The following is an 18,850-nucleotide window of genomic DNA, read 5'->3' as shown; positions in this document are numbered from 1 at the left end:
CCGCTGCCGTCGCAACTGGCGCAACCCATGCCAGGGACGCCTAGCAAGGGCCGCCCCGCAGCGAGGGCGTCGTCCCCTCGGGGGGAAGGCGCGAAGCGACTCAGGGGGGCTCTCATAGTTCCGCCATGGAGAGGGCCGATTCCATATCCACGGCCACGATGCGCGACACGCCCTGCTCCTGCATGGTCACGCCGATCAGTTGCTCGGCCATCTCCATCGCGATCTTGTTGTGGCTGATGAACAAAAACTGCGTGCCCTTGCTCATGCTGGACACCAGCTTGGCATAACGCTCGGTGTTGGCGTCGTCGAGCGGCGCGTCCACCTCGTCCAGCAAACAGAACGGCGCGGGGTTGAGCTGGAAGATGGCAAAAACCAGCGCGATGGCCGTGAGGGCCTTTTCACCCCCCGACAGCAGGTGGATGGTCTGGTTCTTCTTGCCGGGTGGCTGGGCCATCACCTGCACGCCGGAGTCGAGGATTTCGTCGCCGGTGATGATGAGCTTGGCCTGGCCGCCACCGAACAGCTCGGGGAACATGCGGCCAAAGTGCGCGTTCACGGTGTCGAAGGTGCCCGAGAGCAGCTGGCGCGTTTCGCCGTCGATCTTGCGGATCGCGTCTTCCAGCGTGTTCATGGCCTCGGTCAGGTCGGCGGTCTGCGCATCAAGGAACACCTTGCGCTCGCTGGCGAGCTTCAATTCATCCAGCGCGGCCAGGTTGACCGCGCCCAGTGCCGCGATCTCGCGGTGCAGGCGGTCGATTTCGCTCTGCAGGCCGCCGATGCGCACATTGCCTTCCTCGATGGAGCGGGCCACGGCTTCCAGATCGGCCTGGGCGTCTTGCAGCAAGGTGGTGTATTGCTCCAGGCCCAGGCGCGCGGCCTGTTCCTTGAGCTGGAACTCGGTGATGCGCTGGCGCAGTGGGTCAAGCGCGCGCTCCAGCTGCATGCGGCGCTCGTCGCTGGCGCGCAGCTTGGTGGTGAGGTCGTCGTATTCGCTGCGCTGGGCGGCCAGTGCCTTTTCGCGCTCCATCTTCACTTCGAGCGCGGCCTGCAGGCCGCCCTGCGCGGCGGCGTCAGAGAGACGGGCGAGTTCGTCGCGCGCACGCTGCTCCTCGTCGGCCAGGGCCTTGGCCTGCTGCGTGGCGGTTTCGATGGAGCGGTTGAGTTCGCCCCGGCGCGCCTCCAGGCTGCGTTGCGAGAACGTGGCCTCTTGCGCCTGGCGCTCCAGCGTGCGCTGCTGTTCGCGGCAAGCGGTGAGCTTGCGCTCGGCTTCGATGACCTTGTCGCCCAGCTGGGCCTCGCGCTCCTGGCTGTCGGCCAGTTGCATGTCCAGCTCTTCAAAGCGCGCCTCGGCGGCCACGCGGCGCTCCTGCAGGTCGGCCAGCTGGGCTTCCACCTCGGCCAGATCGCCGTCGATTTGCTGGCTGCGTGCGCGGGTCTGTTCGGCCAGCTGCGTAAGGCGCAGGGTTTCGACTTGCAGCTCATGTGCGCGGCTCTGGGTTTCGGTGGCTTCGCGGCGTGCGGCCACGAGGCGCTGGGAGGCGTCGGCATACGCGGCCTCAGCACGGACCAGGGCGGTGCGTGATTCTTCGGCAATGAGCGCCTGCGCGCGCAGCTCCTTTTCGAGGTGCTCGATTTCCTGCGCGCGGGCCAGCATGCCGGACTGCTCGGAGTCCTGTGCATAGAAGCTCACGCTGTGGGCGCTGACGGCATGGCCCGTGGGCACAAACACCACTTCGCCGGGTTGCAGCGAGCTGCGGCGGGCCAGAGCGTCGTCCAGCGTGGGGGCGGTGTAGCAGCCCTGCAGCCAGTCCACCAACACGGCACGCAGGCCCGCATCGTTCAGGCGCAGCAGGTCCGACAGGCGGGCGTGGGGTGAAGATGTTTCGGGGAGGCCCGCAGCCGGGGCGCTGTAGAAGGCCAGGCGTGCGGGCGGTGCATCGTTGCCGCCGGAGCCTAAAAAGCCGCGGACCATGTCCAGGCGCCCTACTTCCAGCGCGGCCAGGCGTTCGCGCAGGGCCGCTTCGAGCGCGTTCTCCCAACCGGGCTCGATGTGGATGCGGCTCCACAGGCCTTGCAGGCCGTCGAGGCCATGCTTGGCAAGCCAGGGGCGCAGCTTGCCGTCGGTCTTGACCTTTTCCTGCAGCGCCTTGAGCGCCTCCATGCGGGCAGACACCTCGGCCTGGCGCGCGCTTTCGGCATTCACAGCCTGCTGGCGGGCGCGGCGGTCGTCGTCCAGTTGGGGCACGGACTCCTGCAGCTCGTGCAGACGGGCTGCGGTGGTTTCGGCGATCTCTTGCGCTTCTTCCAGCTGCTCGCGCAGGTTGGTCAGGCGGGCTTCGTCGGGCGCAGCCAGTGCGTTGCGGTCGGTGCGCAGGCGTTCGAAGCGGGCGTCCAGCTGGCGGCTTTGTTCGTCAAAGCTGCGCTGCTCGGCGGCCAGCACGCCGATTTGCTGCTGCACCTGCACGACGGCAGTCCGTTGCTCGGCCGTGCGGCTTTGCGCCTGGCGGAGGGCCTCTTCCAGGTCGGGCAGCTGCATGGCCTGCTCTTCCACCTGGGCGGCCAGCATCTCGGCGCGTTCTTCGGCGTCCACACCGGCACCGGCCAGGTTTTCGAGCTCAATATCGGCCTCTTCCTTGCGGGCCTGCCACTGGGCGATCTGCTCGGCCAGCGTGACCAGGCGCTGCTCCACGCGCTGGCGGCCTTCTATCACGTAGCGGATCTCGGCTTCGAGCTTGCCGACCTCGGCCGTGGCTTCATAAAGCTTGCCCTGGGCCTGGTTCACCTGGTCGCCAGCGGCGTAGTGGGCCTGGCGGATGGTTTCGAGATCAGACTCCACCGCGCGCAAATCGGCCATGCGCGCTTCGAGGTCGTTCACGGCCTGCAGGCCATCGAGGCGCACCTTGTTCTGCTGTTCTTCGGCCTCGGCCCGCTTCAAAAACCACTGCTGGTGCTGCTTGAGCGTGGCATCGGCCTGCAGGGTGTTGTACTTGGCGGCCACCTCGGCCTGCTTTTCGAGCTTTTCGAGGTTGGCGTTCAGCTCGCGCAGGATGTCTTCAACCCGCGTGAGGTTCTCGCGCGTGTCCGACAGGCGGTTTTCGGTCTCGCGGCGGCGCTCTTTGTACTTGGAGACACCGGCAGCTTCTTCGAGGAACAGGCGCAGCTCTTCGGGCCGGCTTTCGATGATGCGGCTGATGGTGCCCTGCCCGATGATGGCGTAGGCGCGGGGCCCGAGGCCCGTACCCAGGAACACGTCCTGCACGTCGCGGCGGCGCACGGGCTGGTTGTTGAGGTAGTAGCTGCTGGTGCCGTCGCGCGTGAGCACCCGGCGCACGGCCACCTCCCCGTACTGGCCCCATTGGCCGCCCGCTCGGTGGTCGGAGTTGTCGAACACCAGCTCCACACTGGCGCGGCTGGCCTGCTTGCGGGTGGTGGTGCCGCTGAAGATCACGTCCTGCATGCTCTCGCCACGCAGCTCGCTGGCCTTGCTCTCGCCCAGCACCCAGCGCACGGCATCCATGATGTTGGACTTGCCGCAGCCGTTGGGCCCCACCACGCCGACCAGTTGCCCGGGCAGCATGAAGTTGGTGGGTTCAGCGAACGACTTGAAACCGGAAAGCTTGATCGAGGTAAGACGCACGGGTCAGATGGCGGATAAAAGCAGATGGGACGCAGGGGTCATACCGGGCGCCGGTGCGCAGTCCCGGCGCTAAACACTCCGGCTGGGCCGGGTGTGGACAAGGCCGGAATGATACCGCGCCGCCTGCCCGACCCCAGGCCCCGGGCGTGGTGGAAGGCCTCTACCGCCGTTCATCACTCAGAAAACCAGCAAAAACAGCTTTTAGCGCTTATCCAATAACAATTGGATGCTATCAATTTTGGGTATATACCGCACCCAAATTCAGGGCAGTACACACACCTGGTTACGCCCGCCGGACTTGGCCTGGAACAGGGCCTCGTCTGCGCGGGCGACCGCCTGGGGAAGGTGCTGCAGCGCAGAGATCTCGCACGCGCCAATGGAAACGGTGAGCTGCTCGGGATCGGTGATGCCCTCTACCGCCCGGCGCAGTTTTTCGGCAACCTTTAGCGCGTCGGGCAGCGCGGTTTGTGGCAGGCACACCAGAAACTCCTCGCCGCCCCAGCGGATGATTTCGTCGCCGCGCCGCAGGGCGTCGGTCAGCACCCGGGCCACCGCCTGCAGGGCCTTGTCGCCGGCATCGTGGCCAAAACGGTCATTGATGCTCTTGAAACGGTCCAGATCCATGAGCAGGATGGACGAAGCGGGCTCGAACAACGAGGCGCGGTACACGCGCCGGTCGATCAGGTCGACCGCGTGGCGGTTGAGCAGCCCGGTGAGCGCGTCGTGGTAGGCGGCGCGCTGCAGTTCCTGGCGCTCGGCGGCCACGGTCATGAGCGAGCCGAACAGCTCGGCCAACCCCGCAAACAGGCTCACGCCGACTTCGTCAAAGTAGCCGTCGCGGTCGGCATACAGCACAAAGATGCCGCTGTAACCATTGAAGGTGGAGGCAATGGGCAAGGCCAGCACGTGGTGGATTCCATGGTGGCGCGCGGCCTCGCGCCAGGGCCCGAACAGCGAGAACTGTGACACCGTGAATGGGCCCGCCGCCTTGCCGTCCAGCGTCGAGAAGGCCGGGCCCATGCGGGTAAGCAGGTTGCGCTCGATGGTCAATGACTCGGCATAGGCCGCAGCCTGGCCGGCGTACACCTGCGGGCGAAGGGTCTGCGTGTCGGTAGGGCCAAACCAGGTCCAGGCCAGACGGATGTGGCTGGTGACATCCACGATGGCCTGGCACACCCCCCGAATGATCTCCAGCTCGCTGCGCCCCAGGATCAGCTTGGCCGAACGCCTGAGCAGCATCTCGGCAATCACCGACCGCTCGCGCTGGGCGTCAAAGGCCTGCGTGGATGACGCCGGGGGAACCGTCACGGGCTGGGGAGGATTCTTGAAAAACATGGCAGGGGCAGCGGGGCAGCGAACGCATCATAGGTGGCACTGCCAGGCTGCGGGTCTGAAGGGTTTCCAGCAGCGCGTTGCCACTCACGCGCCACTTGCGGCGAAGCGCAAGTGCTTCAGGCTCCACCATCCGCAGGGCTGCCATCCACTGCGCCATTGGTACGGCGCACCAGCGCCTCAAAATCGGCCACCGGCACAGGGGGGCTGAGCAGGTAGCCTTGCCAGGCGTGGCAATGGTGGCGCTCCAGAAACTCGCGCTGGGCCTCGGTCTCCACACCCTCCGCAATCACGCGCAGGCCCAGGCTGGTGCCCAGCGCCACCACCGTGCGCGCAATCGCTGCATCGTTGGGGTCGGTGAGCACGTCGCGCACAAAGCTCTGGTCGATCTTGAGCTGGTCCAGCGGCAGGCGCTTGAGGTAGCTCAGCGACGAGTAGCCCGTGCCAAAGTCGTCAAGCGAAAAGCCCACGCCGTAGCCCTTCAGCTGGCCCATCTTGTCGATGGTGTCTTCCACGTCCTGCAGCAGCAGGCTTTCGGTCATCTCCAGCTTGAGCTTCTGGCCCTGCGCGCCCGAGCTGGCCAGTGCGGCCAGCACCTGGGCTACAAAGCCGCTCTGATGGAACTGGCGCGGGCTCACGTTCACCGCCAGGCCCAGCCCTGCCAGGTCAGGCTGCGCGGCCCACTGCGCCAGCCGTGCGCAGGCAGCCTGCAGCACCCACTCCCCCAGCGGCAAGATCAGCCCGGTCTCTTCGGCCAGCGGAATGAAGTGCGCCGGGGAAACAAACCCGTCACGCGGATGGCGCCACCGCAGCAGCGCCTCGGCACCCGTGATCCGGCCGCGGTCGATCTGCGGCTGGTAATACAACTCGAACTGGCCCTGCGCCAGCCCGATGCGCATGTCCAGCTCCAGCGCGGCGCGGGCGCTCACGGCAGCCTGCATCCTGGGGTCGTAGAACCTCAGGGTGTCACGGCCTGCATCCTTGGCCTGGTACAGGGCGAGGTCAGCGCGTTTAAGCAGTTCGTCCACAGTCTCGCGCATGTCGCTGAAGATGGTGACGCCCATGCTCAGCGAGCTGTGGTGCGCGGCACCGTTGATGATGTAGGGCTCTCGCAGGGCGGCCAGAATGCGCTGGCCCACCTCTTCCGCACGGGCGGCTGCTTCTTCCGGGTTGTCGCCCAGGTCTTCGAGCACCACCACGAACTCGTCCCCCCCCTGGCGCGCCACGGTGTCGTCCTCGTGAACGCAGCTGCGCAGCCGGTGCGCCACCTGCTGCAGCAGGGTGTCGCCACTGTCGTGGCCGCGGGTTTCGTTCAAGGTCTTGAAATTGTCGAGATCGAGCAACAGCACGGCACCACTGCGGTGGTGACGGGCACTGGTGGCCAGCGCCTGCTGCAGCCGGTCCATCAACAGCCTGCGGTTGGGCAGGCTGGTGAGGGGGTCGTAGTAGGCAAGGTGCTTGATTTCCTCCTCGGCCGCCTTGCGCTCGCTCAGATCCTGCAAGGTAAGGAGGTAGCCGCCCACCTGCTGCACGGCCGAAATCTCCACAGGCCGCTTGATGCCGTCTGCGCACCAGATGGCGTATTCCGCCGCAGGCACCACCCCGTCAGACGCCGCCGCTTTGTGGGTTGCGGCCTCCCACAGCGCACGCATGGTTTCGCGCTCGCCCACGTTGGGGAAGGCGCGCTGCCACCAGATCTCCACATCGGGCACGGCAGCCTCGGTGTAGCCGCAGATCTCCACATAACGCCGGTTGCGAAAACTGATGTTCCCGTCGTCCTGCACCAGGCACACCCCCATGGGCAGGCGCTCAAGAATCGCGCGCAGCCGCAGTTCGTTGGTGCGCAGATGGTCTTCCATGCGCTTGCGGGAAGTGATGTCCTGCACCACCGCGATGTGGTGGTCGGGTGCCGCCCCTGGCATCCACATGGGAGATACGGTCAGATCCGCCCAGACCTCATGCCCTTGCCGGTGAATCAGGCGTTGCTCCACCCGGTACTGGGGTGTCTCGCCTTTTCTCAGCAAGGCCAGCTGGCGGGCGTCGGTGGCTTCGTCAGCGGGATGCGTGATCGAATGACTGCTCAATGCCAGCATCTCGTCGGGGGTGTAACCAAGAATGTCTGCAAAGCACTGGTTGACGCGCAGAAAGCGTCCGGTTGCGGTGTCCAGCAACGCCACGCCCACGCTGGCCTGGTGGAACAGGGCGTGAAAACGTTCCTCGCTTTGCTGGCGCGCTTCGTCCGAGGCATGCGCACGCGCCAGCGCCAGCGTGCGCTGGCGAACCAGCAGCGCCGCCGTAGTGCCCAGCAGGATCGACACCAGCGCACCGGCCAGGCCGATGAGCGCGGGCAGGCGGGCCTCTGTGGCCGAAAGGAAGGACTGGGCAGGGTGAAACGTCAGGCGCCAGAGCCGGTCGTGGACCTTGACGTCCCGCACATACGGTTCGGCGCCCGGCAGCGGCTGTGCGGACTGCGCCAGCAGCGGCCGCACGGTGGTATCAGTGGCCCCGGCCCGCACGGACCCATGGTCGGCAATGGACACGGCAATCCCGCGCAGCAACCCCTGCCCGCTCAGCACCTGCACGAGGTCGTACACACGGATGGTGCTCGCCACCGCCCCCAGAAAGCGCGGCTCCGGGGTGCCTGCCGTTGGGTCGAACACCGGCACGCGGATCACAAAACCTGCTCTGTGCGTTTCCTCCTGGATCAGATCGAACGGTGCCGAAGCGACAGTGCGCCCGCTGTCCCGGCTGTACTGCATGGCTGCCAGATTGGTGGGCTGGGCGCTGATATCCAGGCCGAGCACGCTTTCATTGCCCACCATGGGCCACAGGTACTCGGCAACGAAATACTCGGTACGTTCGCCGGGCGGGCGGATGGAAAAATCCGGGAACCCTTGTGGCGACAACGAGGTATCGGCCCGCACCCGCGCCTCATATGCGGCCCGCTCTGCGCCCGGCACCCACCGCGTGAATGACAGGTTGCGCACCCCCGGAAACCGTGTACCCACGTCCAGGTTGCTGGCCACACGGTCGAACTCGGCACGTGTGAGGTTCGGATTGACGGTAAAAAGGCCTCGCAACCCGTAGACAACTTCGGTGTTGCCCTCGATGCGCTGGCTCAACGCATCGGAAAAGGCACGCGCCTCCTGGATGAAGCGCGTGCGCTCGACGCCGGCCACGGACTGGTACTGCTCCCACGCCAGCCAGGAACTCACCGAAACCCCGAGCGCAGCGACCCCCAGCCCGACAAGCCAGTGCCGGTATCGACCGTTGTGCGTCAGTGGGGCCATGGCGTTTGGCGGGTTGGCAAAGACATGCGGTATCAGAACGGGCCTTGGCAGAAATGCAGGAGCAATGGGCGGCGGCGGCCGACACGTGATCCGTCGCAGCGCGAACGCGCAGGATAGCGGCATTCCAACATGCTTTGAAACCAGCGCCGGTACAACAACCGGTTACCAATGAGTTATTTGGTGGAAAGTGCTTTCAGCGCCACACAGTCGACCTTGCGAGGGCAGTGCCCCTGCAAAGCCCTGCCTGTGCAGTGCGCCACCTGAGTTCCCATAAAAACCGCTTGCAGCGCTTTTCCAGCAAGCGCGACATGCTATCAATTCAGAAGCGCCAATCTCTGAGGACAGAAACCCCTTGGCCTGCGAGCTGCGCCCGGGCCGCACAGACAGGGGGGCACACGGCACAATGGCCGCTTCATGCACGTTGTGCGCGCCCCCATGCAAAGCATTCTTCCCCAGAACCTCGTAGACATCCTGCTCGACGCTGTGTGCGTGGTTCGGCCCGACAGTTCCATCGTGTACGTCAGTCCGGCTTTTGAACGCATCTTTGGTTACGCCCCGGAGGAGGTCATCGGCAAGCGCATGCTGGACATGGTGCACCCGCACGATCTTGCGGCCACGCAGCGCCAGGCCAAGAGCGTGACCGAGGGCCAGATTCAGCTGCAGTTTGAAAACCGCTACGTTCGCAAGGACGGATCGATTGCCCACATCCGCTGGACGGCGCGGTGGCTGCCCGAGCACCAGGTGCGTGTGGCAGTGGCACACGACTTCACCGAACGCAAGTTCACCGAGTCCATGCACGAGGTGATCTACGCGATCTCTGAAGCCGCCCACACCACGCAGAACCTGCAGGCCCTGTTCGAGCACATCCACCAAATCATTGGACGGCTGTTGCCGGCAAGCAATTTTGCGGTGGCTCTCTACGATGCGGGCAGTGGAGCGCTCAGTTTCCCGTACCACGTGAGCGATCACGGCCAGAACCCTGCCCCGCTGCGCAGCGTGCAGGACGCGTTGTGCGCCGAGGTGATCCGCAGCGCCAACACGCTGTTTCTGACACCCCACGCGCGTGAAGTGCGTGATGCGCTGCGCGGCCAGTTGCCCCTCGACCACGCGCCCCTGTACTGGCTGGGCGTTCCGCTGCACACGCAAAAGGGCCCTATCGGTGCCCTGGTTCTGCAAAGCTTTACCGAGCAGGCGCGCTACACCGAGAAAGACAAGGAGCTGCTGCAGTTCGTATCCACCCAGGTCGCGGCCGCGATTGAGCGCAAGCAGATGCTGGAACGCCTGGAGCACATGGCGCAGTACGACCAGCTCACGCACCTGCCCAACCGCCAGCTGTTTCTGGACCGCCTCAAGACCGCACTGGCCCGCGCCCGGCGCGACAAGAGCCTGCTGTCGCTGCTCTTCCTGGACCTGGACGATTTCAAGCAGGTGAACGACACCCTGGGCCATGCCATGGGAGACCTGCTCCTGCAGCGTGTGGCCCAGCGGCTGCTGGAATGTGTGCGCGGCTCCGACACGGTGGCACGGCTGGGGGGCGACGAGTTTGTGGTGCTGCTGGAAAGCGGCCATGCCCGCGAGCACGCCGCCGCTGCGGCCGAGAAGATCCTGGCGGCCTTTGGTCAACCGTTTGACCTGGAGGGCATCCGTCTCAGCATCCGGCCCAGCATTGGCGTGGCCATCTATCCCGACCATGGTGGTGAAGAGCACCACCTGCTGGGGCATGCCGACGAGGCGATGTACCTTTCCAAGAAAAGCGGCGGCAACCAGGTGCGCGTGGCGCCGCCGCCGGACTGAGAAGCGGTAACGAAGTCGCAATGCCCCCAGTGGGCCGAGTGATACAGAGGCAGCACGGGGATTGCGCCTCATGGACAATCCGGGGCTTCCACACCTGCCCCACCGCCATGCTCTACAACGCCCTTCAGCTCGTCCATGTCCTTTCCATCATCGTATGGATTGGCGGCATGGTTTTTGCCCATTTCTTCCTGCGGCCCGCAGCGCAGTCGCTGGAGCCGCCACAGCGCGTGCGGCTCATGCACGATGTGCTGGGCCGCTTCTTCACTGCCGTGAGCGTGGCCGTGGTGGTGGTGCTGGGCAGCGGCCTGTGGATGATCGGCCGCGTGGCCAAGCAGACAGTGCAGTCTGGCGGCAGCTTTGCAATGCCGCTGGACTGGATCATCATGGCCGCGCTGGGCATTGTGATGATGGCGCTTTTTGGCCACATCCGTTTTGCGCTGTTCCGCCGGCTGCAGCGTGCAGTGGCGGCTTCGGACTGGGCCGCCGGTGGCAAGGCACTGGGCAGCATCCGCACGCTGGTGGGTATCAATCTGGCACTGGGCGTGGTGATTGTGGTGGTCACGTTGCTGATGTAGGCCCGCGGGGGGCCGTGCCGGCCCTGCTGCAGTTGCGGACAAGCGACTGCTGACACACCGCGTCCGCAGGCCTCCTCTACCATCGCAGCGCTGAGGAGCCCTGCCACGTGTTCACGTATTTCGAGAGTCGCTTACCCCCCTACCCCCCCGCAGAGCCCACCCTGCCGCCCAAGGCCTTCATGGCCTTTGTGTGGGACGGCACCCGTGGCCTGCGCGGCTACGTGGCCGCCATGGCGGGCCTGTCTGCCGCCATTGCCATCTATGAAGCGCTGCTGTTTGCGGTGCTGGGCCATGTGGTGGACTGGATCGCCACCACGGCCCCGGGCGCCCTGTGGGCCGAACGCCGGGGCGCGCTGATTGGCATCACCGCGCTTCTGCTCACGTCCATAGCGCTGGTGACCGTGCAGACCAGCATCAAGCACCAGGTGCTGGCCATCAACTTCCCACTGCGCTTGCGCTGGAACTTTCATCGCCTGATGCTGGGCCAGAGCATGGCGTTCTACGCGGACGAGTTTGCCGGCCGCATCACCACCAAGATCATGCAGACGGCCCTCGCCGTGCGCGACATGATCTTCACCACCACCGACGTGGTGATCGGCATGGGCATCTACCTCGTCACCATCCTGGTATTGCTGGCAGGGTTCGACGCGCGGCTGCTGGTGCCCTTTGCCGCATGGATGGTCGCCTACGGCCTGGCCTGCTGGTACTTTGTGCCGCGCCTGGGCAAGGTGGGAAAGGCGCAGGCCGATGCGCGCTCGGTGATGACCGGGCGTATCACCGACGCGTACACCAACATCGCCACCGTCAAGCTGTTCTCGCACACGCGGCGCGAATCCGAATTTGCGCGCGCGGCCATGGACGCGTTCAAGCTCACCGGCTATGCGCAGATGCGGCTGGTGAGCCGGTTCGAGATCGTGAACCACATCCTAGTGGTGGCGATGATTCTGGGCGCCTGCGGCACCGCGCTGTGGCTGTGGTCTGCGGGCGAAGTCGGTGCCGGTGCCGTGGCCGCCGTCACTGCCATGACGCTGCGCGTCTCGGGCCACGCCCACTGGGTGATGTGGGAGATGACCACGCTGTTCGAGAGCGTGGGCACCATCCAGGACGGCATCAACACGCTGACCCGGCCGCGCACGGTGGTGGATGCGCCCGATGCCCAACCACTCGTCGTGACCCAGGGCGAGGTCCGCTTTGAGGACATGAGCTTTGCCTACGGCAGCGGCCCCGGCGCCCGCCCGGTCATTGACCAGCTCAACCTGACCATCCGCCCCGGCGAAAAGATCGGACTCATCGGCCGCTCGGGCGCGGGCAAGTCCACGCTGGTCAACCTGTTGCTGCGTTTTCATGACGTGCAGTCCGGCCGCATCCTGATCGACGGGCAGGACATCGCCCACGTCACGCAAGACAGCCTGCGCCACAGCATTGCCATGGTCACGCAGGACACTTCGCTCTTGCACCGCTCCATGCGCGACAACATCCTGTACGGCCGCCCCGACGCGAGCGAGGGCGACCTGCACAAGGCCGCCGAGCGCGCCGAGGCAGCAGATTTCATCGCCTCGCTGACCGACCTGCAGGGCCGCACGGGCTACGACGCCCATGTGGGCGAGCGCGGCGTCAAGCTCTCGGGCGGCCAGCGCCAGCGCGTGGCCATTGCGCGCGTGATGCTCAAGGACGCGCCCATCCTGCTGCTGGACGAGGCCACCAGTGCGCTCGACTCCGAGGTCGAAGCCGCCATCCAGCAAAGCCTGCACAGCCTGATGCAGGGCAAGACCGTGATCGCCATTGCCCACCGCCTGTCCACCATCGCCGCCATGGACCGCCTGATCGTGATGGACGCAGGCCGCATTGTGGAAGAAGGCACGCACGCACAGCTGCTGGGCCAGGGTGGCGTGTATGCGCGGCTGTGGGGACACCAGAGCGGCGGGTTCCTGGGCGAATCGGAAGAGGACTGACGTCGCAGGAAGGGGACTTGAGCCGCGTGGGCGACTCACTGTCGCGCAAGCGGCTGTGCAGCTGGTGAGTTATCCCTACGGTGGCGGTTTTCAACTACCGGATGGAAAGGCCTCGATGATCAAAGTCACCGCCCTGTACCGCTGGCGCGAGGGCGCCACCTTCAACCACGACTACTACCACGGCGAACACATGCGCATTGCCCGCGCGGCGCTCCAGCCGCTGGGCCTGCTACGACTGGAGAGCGACCGCGTGCTCTACCCCGGTGAGCCCCGCCCCGGCCAGGTGGTGGCGCTGACCAATGCGTTTTTTGGCAACCTGACGCAGGCGCAGACCGCTGCCAAACAGACAGCGGCGGTGCTGATGGCCGACGTGCCCAACTACACCAACATTGCGCCCGAGTCGTACATCGCGCAGCTGAACGAACACAGCTTGACCACGGCGGCATAGAAACCCGTGCAATGTAATGGCGGCAGTAGAATTTCGAGCAAAATTAGCCTCCAGCGCTTACCCATAAAGCGCCAATAGCTACAAATATAATAGCATTTTCGCGAATCTGCAGCCCGATAAAACCCGCCCGCCATGACGCCTGAAACGCCTTTGTTCCCCACACCATTGCCCATGCCCACCCCCACCGGCGACCAGCTCAAGGCCGCGCGCACCGCTGCGGGCCTCAGCCAGGCGCAGGCGGCCCAGCTGATGGGCTACCCGCTGCAAACGGGCAGCCGGGGCGGCGTGCAGTCGCGCACCTGGCAGGCGCTGGAGAGCACGTCCGACGAGCGCAACATGCAGGGGCCGGTGTTTGCCATGTTTCTGCTGCTCACCGGGCAACACCCGGAGTTCGTGCTGGCCCCGCGTGCACCTGTGGCCAATGCGGCCGCGGCCGATGGTTGAACGCAGGCCGGGCGAGGCTCCGTCCGGGCAGTCTCGCGCCCTGCGCACCCGCACCCGCTCCCGCCCCACACCAGGGGCGCCATGCTGGCGTGTCCAGCCCTTTCTTTATGGCCTTCTCTGCCCCTTCTGACATGACCACCACTTCCCAGCCCTGCATCCTTCAAATCGGCCGCGCGCCCCTGCCTGCGCTGGAGGCCGAACTGGCCGCGCACTACCAGGTCACGTGCCTGGCCGACCAGCCCGACGCGGCGGCCTTTCTGGCCGCGCACGGCGCGCAGTTCACCGGCGTGGTGACAACAGCCGCCATCGGGCTGCGGGGCGATGTCATGGCCGCGCTGCCCAACCTGCAGGTGATCAGCAGCTTTGGCGTGGGATTTGATGCGCTGGATATCGACACCGCCAGGGCCCGCGGCGTGCAGGTGGGCTACACGCCCGGTGTGCTCAACGACTGCGTGGCCGACATGGCGTTTGCGCTGATGCTGGACGTCTCGCGCAACATTGCCGCCAGCGACCGTTTCGTGCGCCAGGGCGCATGGCCGCAGGCGCGTTTTGGCATGGGCTCCCGGGTATCGGGCAAGCGCCTGGGCATTGTGGGCATGGGCCGGATCGGCCAGGCCGTGGCCGAGCGTGCGAGCGGTTTCCGCATGGAGGTGGGTTACCACAACCGCCGTCCGGTCGAGGGCTGCCCGCTGCCCTGTTTCGATGCGGTGACGGCGCTGGCGCAGTGGGCCGACTACCTGGTGCTGACCGTGGCCGGGGGCGCCGGCACGCGCCACCTGGTGAACGCCGATGTGCTCAACGCCCTGGGCCCCAAGGGCTACCTGATCAACGTGGCGCGGGGCAGCGTGGTGGATGAGGCAGCCCTGGTCGATGCCCTGACCGAGCGGCGCATTGCCGGTGCCGGGCTGGATGTGTTTGAAAACGAACCCACCGTGCCCGCCGCGCTGATGGCGCTGGACAACGTGGTGCTGACCCCGCACACCGCCAGCGCCACACACGAAACCCGCCGCGCCATGGCAGACCTCGTGCTGGAGAATCTGCACGCCTTCTACGCCACCGGGGCGGTGCGGGTGCCGGTGCCAGGCACAGGTCGCCCGACCTGACGCTTGCTGCGCAGGGCAGACGCAATCGCCCGTCCGGCCACTCACATCCGCAGCAGACCGCTTTCGTCTGCTCCAGCCTCCGCGGCAACGGCCGATACCGCTGAACACGGCGCTGGCAAGTGCAAGGGTCCCAAAATTCCGCCTCAGCCGGCGGTGCGCTTCATCTCTGCCAGCTTGACCAGCACCTGCAGCGCATGGTTCAGCGGCGTCGGCACGCCCAGGGCCGCGCCGCGCTGGACCACATAGCCGTTCAGGTGGTCGATCTCCGTGGGTTTGCCCCGCGCCAGATCCTGTGCGGTGGACGAATACTGCCCGGGCATGGTGCTGGCAATGCCGCGCACCGCCGCCTGCACATCGCCTGGAATCGTCACCCCGTCGGCCGCCGCCACCGCCAGGCATTCGGCCACGATGTCGGCAATTACCTGCGTTACGCCGGGCACCTGCACCAGCGGGCCATAGGGTTGCTGCGACAGGGCCGACAGCGCGTTGTAGGCGCTGTTGAGCACCAGCTTGGCCCAGAGCGCACCGCGCACGTTGTCGGACACCTGGGTGGGGATACCCGCCGCCGTGAGCTGGCGGGCCACCTCGTCGCTGCGCGGCGAAGGCGCAATCACCAGCTCACCCCGGCCATGGTGCACCACATGCCCCGGGCCGCCCATGGCGGTGGCCACGTACACCACCGCGGCCGCCACGGGGTTGCTGGCGTCCAGCACGGCGCGCACGCGCTCGTCGTTGTCCACGCCGTTCTGCAAGGTCAGCACCAGCGCGCCGGGGGCCAGGTGCGGGCGTATCTGCTGCGCGGCGTTTTCAGAGTCGGATGACTTCACGCAGAACAGCACCACGTCTGCGCCGTGCACCGCGCTGGCCTCGGTACTGGCCGCCAGGGGCACCTGCACATCCATCGCCGCCGTCTGCAACCGCAGGCCGTACTGGCGCACCGCCTCCATATGTGCGGGCCGACCGATGAGGGTGACAGCATGGCCCGCACGGGCCAGCAAGGCACCAAAGTAGCAGCCCACCGCCCCGGCGCCCATCACGGCGATGCGCAGCGGAGGGTGGGCGGAGCTGGTGGCGGCAGGCAACGAGGATTCAGGCATGGTGCAGTGCAATGGAGAGATGACGTGGACGGATGGTATTGCCCCGGCCAACGTGCCCGGGCATGCAACCCTGCGGATCCCTTGCAACCCCGGCCTGACCGCTGGCAGCCGTGACCCGCCAAACGACAGCGCGCGGCAAGATTGTAAAAACCATCAAACACGGCCTCAGCGCTTTACCATCATGCGCCATTAGCTATGTTTTATATAGCATTTTGTAGGTTGCGGACCCACTGGCTGCTTCCATCCCACAACGCGTGTCGGAAAACCCTGACCATCCTGCAAGCGCGGCGCCTGCGGGTTTTGCAAAAGGCCCGCCCAACAATGCATTCACCTCAACCCACAACAAGGAAATGCCATGTCACTCTCCCTGATTCTGCTGATTGTCCTGATCCTCATCCTGGTCGGCGTGCTGCCCACCTGGGGCCACAGCCGCTCCTGGGGCTATGGGCCCAGTGGCGGTATAGGGCTGGTGGTGCTGATCCTGGTGATTCTGCTGCTCATGGGCCGGATATGACCGGCAACCCGGGGCTCATGCAAGTCAGGAGCTGACCGTTCACAGCAGCAACTGACGGCAAGATGCCAAAAGCACGAAAGCGACCATTCCGGTCGCTTTTGTGCTTTGTGGGCGCCGGCGTAGCAGCGCGGTAATCATGCTTGCCGTGGGCCGCTCTGTGCCGAGCCAAATGCGGTCGTCAAGGCTGCGAACTCCTGCCGTGCCACGGTGCCGTCTGCGTTTCCGGCGTTGTCCATGAGCTGGAGCACGGTCTGCGCAAAATCGCTGCCGGCCTGCGCGCCCCGGGTTTTCGACAGACCCTGAAGGAACTCGTCCTGGCCGATCCTGCCATCGTTGTTGGTGTCAAACCCCGCTACCAGTTGATCTTTTTGCGCCTGAGTGGCGCCAAAACGCTCGAGCAGCGTCTGGAAGTCCTCGCGGGACACTGAACGCCCGTGCATGCTGCCCACCCCCATGCTTGAAGGCAGTGCGCTGTTGCCTGTGCCTACCGCCACGCCTTTGCCCGCCATGCCGGCCAGCGACGCTGCCTCGGGACTCAAATGCAGGAACGAGGATGGCCCCGGGGTCTCCTCGCCATTGCGGCGCGCGGCCTGCGCCTTGCCCGGGCCCGCGGTAGCTGCGTTGAAGATCATGGACGCAACCGAGCTGACCAGACCGGAAATAAGAGGTGACATCGCTTTGCTCTCCCGAGGGGCGACAGCGCCACAGCAACACGTGAGCGCAAGCGTTTCACGGGTGGCGGCTTCGCCCCATATGCGCAGGTTACCCGGCGCTTGCTGCGGTGGCGGCCGGATAAAAAGGCGCTTTGCGCCCTATTTCAGACCGCCGGGGGCGCAGTGGGGGCGCCAGATGGCGGTGCTCCATTCGATCAAACGCCGCCGCCCGTGGGCAGGATCACCCGCACTCGCGTACCTCCTGCCTCCCGTTGCAGGATCTGAAGCTCACCCCCCGCCAGTCCGGCCCGGGTGTGCATCCCTTTCAGGCCGAAACCCGTCCCTCGGGTGCTTTCGGGGTCAGCATCTGCAGCAGGCATGCCCAGGCCGTTGTCACACACCTCCCAGAGCCAGAGTCCGGCGTGCGCGATGTACCGGGCGGACACAGACACCTCGGTCGCACTGGCATGCTGCAGGATGTTGCTCAGGGCTTCCTGCGTGATGGCGACCAGCTGGTCCGCGCTGCCGGCGTGCGGCAAGCGGGGGCCCGGGGGTATGTCAACGTCCCACAACATGCCGATTCCCCGCTGGTCCAGCACTGGCTGGATGCGGTGGCGCAGGCGGGCCATGCGGTCGGCCAGCGTGTCCTGCGCTCCATCCATCGAGTCAACGACGAGGCGCAGGTCCAGCAGGCATGTTTCAAGCACTGCACGGATGTCACGCGCACGCGGCTGATCCCTGTCGAGAAGGCCCATGGCATTGACAAGCTGCGAACCCAGGTGGTCATGCAGATCCCTGGCAATGCGGCGGCGCTCGGCCATCAGCTCGGCGCTGGGGCGAACGTTCAGGCGGGGGCGCCATTGCATGGCCCTGGGGAGCTGTACCAGCAGCAATGCCCCAAGCCCCATCGAGACCCCCACCACCGCAAGCTCCCACCATTGCTGCTCTGAAGAGCCCACCGACCCGATCCAGTGAAAAGCCATCGCCATCAGTCCCAGCTGCAAAACCCATATGCCAACGCACACCATGGCGAACCAGGGAGGACGGGTGCGAAACATGGCTCGGATTTATGCGCTGGACAACGGCTGCGCGTGGACGGCCAGTACGGCCAGGCCTGGGTTCAGAAGAGCCCCCGCAACGAGGCAAAGCGTACGGCCTGGGCGCGGGTACGCACCTGCAGCTTGCGATAGATGTTTCGCAGGTGGGTATTGACCGTCATGCAGCTGATAAGCAGACGCGAGCCCACTTCCGCGCTGGTGTAGCCGCTGGCCACCAGGCGCAGGATTTCTTTTTCCCGCGCGGACAAACGGTCTACCTCATCGGGCTGTCTGCGCTTGTTTTCTGCGGAGTTGGTGCGGTCAAACCGCTGGAGCAGCCGGCGCGCAAGGTTGGGCGTGATGGAGGCACCGCCGTTGGCGACTTGCAAAACAGATTGCGCGTAGTTGCCAAACCACGAGTTCTTGCCCACATAGCCACAAGCGCCGAGCTCGAAGGCGCGGATCACCTCATCGTCGTTTTCCATGACCGATATCACCACGGCCTGCGCCGAGGGGCGGGCCGGTTTGAGGTATTCCAGCAGATCGAAGGCGTTGCCGTCGCCCAGATTCAGGTCCACCAGCAGCACATCGAAGTCGTATTGCTTGATCGCACGGCGCCCTTCGCGCACGCTGCCCGCCTGCCCCACCAACAGGGTGCGGGCGTCTGCCATGAGCTCCTGCGCAATCACCAGGCGGATGTGGGGGTCGTCATCCACCAGCAGCACGCGCACCGGGCTGGTCTCCTGTCCGGTGAGAAATGCAGGCCACACAGACGGGGGATTGCTGAAGGTTCCAAACTGACCCGAAGGCAACGCTGATTCGTCGCACCCCATGGAAGTCAGCGCCTCCGAACGGTGGGGCATACCGGTGGTGCCAACGGTCTGGGAAGGCATGTTGCTGTTCACGTTGATCGCTCCTTGAAACCCGTCACATCGCAGAAAAGGGGCCCACAGAGGACGCTTTCACATGCAAAT

14 protein-coding genes are annotated in these 18,850 nt (G+C 65.7%); 7 read left to right on the top strand and 7 right to left on the bottom strand.

Going from position 1 to position 18,850, the window contains the following annotated elements:
- Nucleotides 1-112: 112 nt before the first annotated feature.
- From smc to KYG_RS07535, 3 genes are all read right to left on the bottom strand, one after another.
- The gene (smc, locus tag KYG_RS07545; protein ID WP_008904266.1) at nt 113-3,637 is read right to left on the bottom strand and encodes a chromosome segregation protein SMC; all 3,525 of its coding nucleotides are present in this window, start codon (nt 3,635-3,637) and stop codon (nt 113-115) included.
- Nucleotides 3,638-3,898: 261 nt separating this feature from the next.
- The gene (locus tag KYG_RS07540) at nt 3,899-4,972 is read right to left on the bottom strand and encodes a diguanylate cyclase (protein WP_008904265.1); all 1,074 of its coding nucleotides are present in this window, start codon (nt 4,970-4,972) and stop codon (nt 3,899-3,901) included.
- Nucleotides 4,973-5,088: 116 nt separating this feature from the next.
- Nucleotides 5,089-8,259: an EAL domain-containing protein gene (locus tag KYG_RS07535; RefSeq protein WP_034693666.1), complete on the bottom strand. Its 3,171-nt coding sequence runs from the start codon at nt 8,257-8,259 to the stop codon at nt 5,089-5,091.
- A gap of 435 nt (nt 8,260-8,694) precedes the next feature.
- On the opposite strand from KYG_RS07535, the gene KYG_RS07530 reads away from it, so the two are divergent.
- The 6 genes from KYG_RS07530 to KYG_RS07505 all read left to right on the top strand — a co-directional run bounded on the left by KYG_RS07530 (nt 8,695) and on the right by KYG_RS07505 (nt 14,575).
- Nucleotides 8,695-10,053, top strand: coding sequence for a diguanylate cyclase domain-containing protein (locus tag KYG_RS07530; RefSeq protein WP_034693665.1), 1,359 nt, complete (start codon nt 8,695-8,697; stop codon nt 10,051-10,053).
- Between the two features lie 107 nt (nt 10,054-10,160).
- Nucleotides 10,161-10,628 (top strand): CopD family protein, encoded by a 468-nt coding sequence (locus KYG_RS07525; RefSeq protein WP_034693662.1) that lies wholly within the window; start codon nt 10,161-10,163, stop codon nt 10,626-10,628.
- A gap of 107 nt (nt 10,629-10,735) precedes the next feature.
- Entirely contained in the window at nt 10,736-12,580 is a 1,845-nt protein-coding gene (locus KYG_RS07520) for an ABC transporter ATP-binding protein (RefSeq protein ID WP_008904261.1), read from the top strand.
- A gap of 115 nt (nt 12,581-12,695) precedes the next feature.
- Nucleotides 12,696-13,028, top strand: coding sequence for an EthD family reductase (locus tag KYG_RS07515; protein WP_008904260.1), 333 nt, complete (start codon nt 12,696-12,698; stop codon nt 13,026-13,028).
- Between the two features lie 171 nt (nt 13,029-13,199).
- Nucleotides 13,200-13,472, top strand: coding sequence for a DNA-binding transcriptional regulator (locus KYG_RS07510; protein ID WP_237707222.1), 273 nt, complete (start codon nt 13,200-13,202; stop codon nt 13,470-13,472).
- A 131-nt stretch (nt 13,473-13,603) separates the two neighbouring features.
- Nucleotides 13,604-14,575 (top strand): 2-hydroxyacid dehydrogenase, encoded by a 972-nt coding sequence (locus tag KYG_RS07505; RefSeq protein ID WP_034693659.1) that lies wholly within the window; start codon nt 13,604-13,606, stop codon nt 14,573-14,575.
- A 143-nt stretch (nt 14,576-14,718) separates the two neighbouring features.
- Here KYG_RS07505 and KYG_RS07500 read toward each other — a convergent pair whose 3' ends face one another.
- Complete coding sequence (locus KYG_RS07500) at nt 14,719-15,672, bottom strand: ketopantoate reductase family protein (protein WP_008904257.1); 954 nt, start codon at nt 15,670-15,672, stop codon at nt 14,719-14,721.
- Nucleotides 15,673-16,027: 355 nt separating this feature from the next.
- On the opposite strand from KYG_RS07500, the gene KYG_RS23665 reads away from it, so the two are divergent.
- Nucleotides 16,028-16,186 (top strand): DUF3309 family protein, encoded by a 159-nt coding sequence (locus KYG_RS23665; protein WP_008904256.1) that lies wholly within the window; start codon nt 16,028-16,030, stop codon nt 16,184-16,186.
- Nucleotides 16,187-16,320: 134 nt separating this feature from the next.
- Here KYG_RS23665 and KYG_RS07495 read toward each other — a convergent pair whose 3' ends face one another.
- The 3 genes from KYG_RS07495 to KYG_RS07485 form a co-directional block, all read right to left on the bottom strand.
- Entirely contained in the window at nt 16,321-16,860 is a 540-nt protein-coding gene (locus KYG_RS07495; RefSeq protein WP_034693656.1) for an EF-hand domain-containing protein, read from the bottom strand.
- Between the two features lie 194 nt (nt 16,861-17,054).
- Nucleotides 17,055-17,897: a sensor histidine kinase gene (locus KYG_RS07490; protein ID WP_008904254.1), complete on the bottom strand. Its 843-nt coding sequence runs from the start codon at nt 17,895-17,897 to the stop codon at nt 17,055-17,057.
- Nucleotides 17,898-17,959: 62 nt separating this feature from the next.
- Nucleotides 17,960-18,709, bottom strand: coding sequence for a response regulator transcription factor (locus tag KYG_RS07485; RefSeq protein WP_050813818.1), 750 nt, complete (start codon nt 18,707-18,709; stop codon nt 17,960-17,962).
- Nucleotides 18,710-18,850: the final 141 nt, after the last annotated feature.

Source organism: Acidovorax sp. NO-1 (genome assembly GCF_000238595.1).
Taxonomy (GTDB): Bacteria; Pseudomonadota; Gammaproteobacteria; order Burkholderiales; family Burkholderiaceae_C; genus Acidovorax.
Note: the sequence above shows the minus strand (reverse complement) of the source record. Positions and strands in the feature narration are given on the sequence as shown.